Consider the following 4,230-nt stretch of genomic DNA (forward strand, 5'->3'; position numbering starts at 1 on the left):
GCCGATGAAGTACTCCTGGTCGCCCTGCTTCTGCAGGTAGGTCATCGAGATCTTGCCGCTCACCGGAGCCACCGAGGCACCCGCGCCAGATGACGGGGTGGACTCCTGGCCGGTGGAACACGCGGTACTCACCGCGAGTGTGAGAAGGAGACCTGTGGCGGCCGCGATACGGCGGTGCGAGGTGGTGAACATGACGAACTCCATGGGGGGACGAGCGGTCTGTTCGGAGGAGGGGAGGTGTGGGGGTGGTGCGTCGCACGTCGGCGAGGCCGACCGAAGTGCTGGTGAGGTGACCCGGGCGGCTCCACGAACGGCCGTGTGTGCGGCGGCGCGGATGCCGGGGGTCCGGTCGGGGCTTCGGCCGGCCGGGGTCCTGCCCCGGCGGGGGAGCCTCGACGACGCGTTGCGTGTACCGAGGTTTTCGAAGGCGTTTCGGAGGCCGGTGATGCTGTTTCCGACCTGTTTCCGGTGCCGTCCTGGGCGCTGATCCTGGGGCTGCGAGATTGCCCGTGTCAAGGCCTTTGCATAATTAATGCGCGGGGGTACTTTCAGCGCATGACAGAGCAGATGTGCCGCCGCTTCGACGGCAAGGTGGCGGTGATCACCGGTGCCGCCGCCGGTATCGGCGCCGCGACCGCGCGGCGTCTGGCCGCGGAGGGCGCGGCGGTGGTGATCGTCGACATTGCCGACGCCGCGGGGCGGGCGACGGCCGAGGCGATCACGCGGCAGGGCGGGCGGGCCGAGTACCGGCACGGCGACGTGACGTCCGCGGCCGTGTGGGGCGAACTCGCGGCGCACGTACGTGAGCGTTACGGGCGGCTGGACGTGCTGCACAGCAACGCGTACGCGGTGGTCGTCAAACCCGCCCACGAGCTGACGGAGGCTCAGTGGGACGGTCAGCTCGACGTCACCTTGAAGGCCGCGTGGCTGGGGGTGCGGGTCTTCGTCGAGGATCTGCGGGCTTGCGCGGGTTCGGTGGTGCTCACGTCGTCCGTCCACGCGCTGGTGGGTCTGCCCGGCCATCCCGCCTACGCCGCCGCCAAGGGCGCGCTGTGCTCCATGGGGCGTCAACTCGCGGTCGAGTACGGGCCCCGGGTGCGGGTGAACACCGTCGTCCCCGGGCCGATCATGACGGCGGCGTGGGACCGGGTGGACGAGGCGGGGCGGGCCGACAGCGTGGCGGAGACGGTCGCCAAGCGGTTCGGCACCCCCGAGGAGGTGGCGGCCGCGGTCGCCTTCCTCGCCTCGCCCGACGCCTCCTACATCACCGGAACCACTCTCGTGGTGGACGGAGGCTGGTCGGTCGTCAAGGCCTCCTCATGACACCGGCCCCGGCATCGCGCCCGCGCCGTCCCGCACACACAAACAGCCAAGCCGAGAAGAGCCCCGCATGAACCCGCCGACCCGCAACCTGCACCAACAGATCATCGACATCATCGGCGGGCGTATCGTCGGCGGCACCCACGCGCCCGGCTCGCTCCTGTCCCCGGACCAGCTGGAGCAGGAGCTCGGTGTCAGCAAGACCGTCCTGCGCGAGGCGCTGCGGGTCCTGGCGTCGAAGGGCCTCATCGACTCCCGCCAGAAACGCGGCACCTTCGTGCGCGCTCGTGCGGACTGGAACCTGCTGGACGCCGACCTGCTGCGCTGGCAGGGCGCTGGGATCCCCGACAAGGGCTTCCTGGCCAACCTGGGCGAGGTCCGCTCGATCATGGAGCCGGCCGCCGCCTGCCTCGCCGCCCAGCGCCGCGAGGAGGCCGACCTGGCCGACCTCGCCGACGCCCTGGAGCGCATGGCCGAGGCCGGCGACGACACCCACGCCGCCGTGGAGGCGGACCTCGCGTTCCACCGGGCCCTGCTGGCCGCGGCCCACAACGAACTCCTCACCCGCATGGAGGTGGTGATCGAGGCCGGTCTGCGGGTGCGCGACCACCTCGTCCACAGCACCGAGCACTGGGCCGACCCCGTGCCCGCGCACCGCGCCGTGCTGGAGGCCGTGCGCGACCGCGATCCGCAGGCCGCCGAACGCGCCGTGCGGCACCTGCTCGCGCAGGCCACCGCCGACCTCGACCTGATACACGCACCGGACCAGGGGGAAGCCGAATGAAGATCATCTCGCTGGAGACGTTCCCCGTCGCCCCGCGCTGGCTGTTCCTGAGGATCGCCACCGACGAGGGGATCACCGGCTGGGGCGAACCCGTCGTGGAGGGCCGCGCCGACACCGTCCGCGCCGCCGTCCACGAACTGGCCGACCACCTCGTCGGCGAGGACCCGCTGCGGATCGAGCACCACTGGCAGGTGCTCACCAAAGGCGGCTTCTACCGCGGCGGCCCGATTCTCTCCAGCGCCGTCGCCGGCATCGACCAGGCCCTGTGGGACATCAAGGGCAAGGCCTACGGCGCCCCCGTCCACCAGCTGCTCGGCGGCCCGGTGCGGGACCGGCTGCGGATGTACGCGTGGATCGGCGGCGACAGCCCCGCCCACGTCGCCGAACTCGCCCGCGAACAGATCGACGCCGGTTTCACGGCCGTCAAGATGAACGGCTCCGCGCAGATGCGCCCCATCGACACACCGGCCCGGACGAAGGCCGTCGTCGACCGGGTCGCCGCGGTGCGCGAGGCCATCGGCGACCACCACGACGTCGCCATCGACTTCCACGGCCGGATGTCGACCGCCATGTCCCGCCGCGTCCTGCCGCTGCTGGAGCCGCTGCACCCGCTGTTCGTGGAGGAGCCCGTCCTGCCCGAACACGCGCGGGACCTGCGCCGGCTCGTCGACTCCACCAGCGTGCCGCTGGCCTGCGGCGAACGGCTCTACTCCCGCGCCGACTTCCGCGACATCCTGCCCACGGGCATCGCCGTCGCCCAGCCCGACGTCTCGCACGCGGGCGGCATCTCCGAGGTCCGCCGCATCGCCGCCCTCGCCGAGGCCTACGACGTCGCGATGGCCCCCCACTGCCCCCTCGGCCCGATCGCGCTCGCCGCGAGCCTCCAACTCGGCTTCGCCATACCGAACTTCCTCATCCAGGAACAGAGCCTCGGCATCCACTACAACTGCGGCAACGAGCTCCTCGACTACCTCCTCGACACGGAACCCTTCCGCTTCACCGACGGGTACGCGAAGCTTCCCACCGGCCCCGGGCTGGGCATCGCCATCGACGAGAACGCCGTACGCCGCGCCGCCGAGACCGGCCACCGCTGGCGCAACCCCCTCTGGCACCACGACGACGGATCGTTCGCGGAATGGTGACCCGCATCCCCCTCACCGCCACCACCGACCCACGCCACGGCGGACGGTGGACCAGCCTGCGCGGCGGCGGACGCGAATGGCTTTGGCACCGCCACGCTCCCGCCCGTGACACCGTCCGGCCCGGCGACCCGTTCGTCGACGCCGGCGGCCTGGAGGAATGCCTCCCCACCGTCCGCGGCATCCCCGACCACGGCGACGCCTGGTCCCGGCCGTGGCAGCGCGACGCTGACACCGACGTCCTCGACCACCCCGACTTCGTCCTGCGTCGCAGTCTGCGGCGTAACCCGGCGGGGGCGCTGTTCGCCTCCTACCACCTGTCGGCGGATCCCGGGTACCGCTTTCTCTGGGCGGCCCACGCGCTGCTCGACGTGACCCCCGGCGCCCACCTCACCGCGCCCGTGGGAACGGCCACCCGGGTCTTTCCCGAGGCCGCCCACCTGACCGACGAACCCTGGCCCGACAACACCCCCCACGTCACCGGGCACTGGCCCACGCCGCTCGAACTGCCCCTGGACCGGCTGGGCCCCGACGACGGCACCGCCGTGGGCGCCATCCTCACCCGCTGCGCGGACATCTCCGTCACCGACGGACCGGACACACTCCGCCTGACCCTGCGCACCGACGCCGACGTCCCCCTGTCCGTCGCCCTGTGGCGCAACCTCCGCGGCTACCCCGCCGCCACCCCCTACCGCAGCATCGGCGTCGAACCCATGCTCGGAGCCGTCTTCGACCTCGCGGAAGCCGGAGAAGGCGACGCCGCCACCGTCCCCGCCGACGGCGAACTGCGCTGGGAACTCGAGATCACCGCCACCCGAACCCCCCTCCCCTGTGACGAGAGCGCCCCATGAATCTGACCGAGTTGCCCTACCGCACGCTCGCCATCGTGCGAGGGCGTGACCGTGATGCCGCCTTGCGAACCGTCCTGGCCCTCGCGGAGGAGGGCATCACCGTCGCCGAGGTGTCCCTGACCACCACCGACGCGCT

The 4,230-nt window shown here is 72.0% G+C and carries 4 protein-coding genes and 1 pseudogene; all 5 read left to right on the plus strand.

What is annotated here, in order from left to right; all coding sequences use genetic code 11:
- Positions 1-555: 555 nt before the first annotated feature.
- A complete protein-coding gene (locus ACZ34W_RS38395; protein ID WP_465611107.1) occupies positions 556-1,323 on the plus strand; it encodes an SDR family NAD(P)-dependent oxidoreductase in 768 nt (255 codons plus the stop codon).
- A 67-nt stretch (positions 1,324-1,390) separates the two neighbouring features.
- Positions 1,391-2,104 carry a FadR/GntR family transcriptional regulator gene (locus ACZ34W_RS38400; RefSeq protein WP_465611109.1) on the plus strand — a complete coding sequence of 238 codons (714 nt, stop codon included), beginning with the start codon at positions 1,391-1,393 and terminating at the stop codon, positions 2,102-2,104.
- Positions 2,101-3,246 carry a galactonate dehydratase gene (dgoD, locus tag ACZ34W_RS38405; RefSeq protein WP_465611111.1) on the plus strand — a complete coding sequence of 382 codons (1,146 nt, stop codon included), beginning with the start codon at positions 2,101-2,103 and terminating at the stop codon, positions 3,244-3,246. The genes ACZ34W_RS38400 and dgoD overlap by 4 nt, the downstream gene beginning before the upstream one ends.
- On the plus strand, positions 3,240-4,094 hold the full coding sequence (locus ACZ34W_RS38410; RefSeq protein ID WP_465611113.1) for a hypothetical protein: 855 nt from the start codon (positions 3,240-3,242) through the stop codon (positions 4,092-4,094). The genes dgoD and ACZ34W_RS38410 overlap by 7 nt, the downstream gene beginning before the upstream one ends.
- Positions 4,091-4,230 (plus strand): annotated as a pseudogene (locus ACZ34W_RS38415) (bifunctional 4-hydroxy-2-oxoglutarate aldolase/2-dehydro-3-deoxy-phosphogluconate aldolase); the annotation flags it as partial. The gene ACZ34W_RS38410 and the pseudogene ACZ34W_RS38415, both read left to right, overlap by 4 nt.

The organism is Kitasatospora sp. NPDC022856, assembly GCF_055561235.1.